Consider the following 1,147-nt stretch of genomic DNA (forward strand, 5'->3'; position numbering starts at 1 on the left):
CCGCCGCGCGCACCCGAAAATCCGAGAAGTACTTGTTGTCGCCTTCCGGCAAGCCATCGGTGTTGGTCAGGTTCAACGCGGAGCGAACACCCGCCACGGAGCCTGTAGTGCCCAGCACCGCCAACACTGGCCCGAACTGGTTCACCAAGGCACGCAGGGCGTCGGCAGAGTCCTTCACGTAGCCCTGCATGGGCGCCAGCGCGTAGGCACCCGAGCTGCTGTTCGCGCCTTGATAGTTCGGCGAGATGGACATCGAGGTGTTGCTCGCGATATTGGTCACCTCATACCAGCCACCGTCCGGGCCGCGAAAGGCATCCCCTACCCGCGCATTGGCAATAAATGCTGTGCCGGTACCGGTCACCGCATTCGAATTTTGGACGACAGAAACCGTCCCGGCTTTGTACCAGGGCATATGTAATTCCTTCGGTTTGGAAAAGTTAAGCGACGAGCCTGGCGAATAAGGCGGGGAGGTAGAACGTCTGAGAGTTAGCTGAAGACGTCATAGTTGCGTACAGCGTCCCATTAGTGAAATCCCACACGCTTGCGACAAGGGCGCCCGAGTTAGACCCTGCTACTACGTTCATGCTGTAGTTATTGATCAGCATGTAGTCCACCGTGTTGATCGGCTTTGGACTGGAAAAGAAATTTGTTACGCCAACGTCTAGGGTCTGCGTGAAGGCATATGCCCAGTTCTGATATGCCGCCGTAAATACCGCGCATGGGTTTCCACTATCGAAAAGAAGCTTCCCCGATCCGTCGAAAAGCTGCATACCGTATTGGCTTACGCCTTGCGCAGCAAAGGCGCCAACGAACCATGTGCCATTTGGGGGCGCATAGTTCACGCTTCGCGTGCGAATGCCGAACCCGGTCCAGTTTCCAGGAGATCCGTATATCAAAACGCTGGTAATTGCTGCCTGCCCACTGATTACGCTTGGCTTAGCAAAAATCAATGGCGGTTCTTGTGAGGTGATCACACGTGAGAAATTTACGTTCGCCCGCAAGCCGCTCTCCGCGTTTGGCGAGTAAGCGCCCTGATCAAGAACGACAAGCCGCGCAAATTCCGAGTCGAGTGTTACGACGTCACTGTTGTTCGTGAACTGAAAGCCATACGACATCAAGACATCCTCACGACGATCAGTCGCATTGA

At 55.3% G+C, this 1,147-nt stretch carries 1 protein-coding gene and 1 pseudogene; both read right to left on the bottom strand.

The window, feature by feature from the left end; all coding sequences use genetic code 11:
* A pseudogene (locus NPS29_RS28650) lies at nt 1-412 on the bottom strand (hypothetical protein); the annotation flags it as partial.
* 25 nt (nt 413-437) lie between these two features.
* Nucleotides 438-1,147 (bottom strand): hypothetical protein (locus NPS29_RS28655; RefSeq protein WP_274136866.1); only part of this gene is annotated, 710 nt, incomplete at its 5' end.

Source organism: Pseudomonas putida, from assembly GCF_028682175.1.
Taxonomy (GTDB): domain Bacteria; phylum Pseudomonadota; class Gammaproteobacteria; order Pseudomonadales; family Pseudomonadaceae; genus Aquipseudomonas; species Aquipseudomonas putida_AD.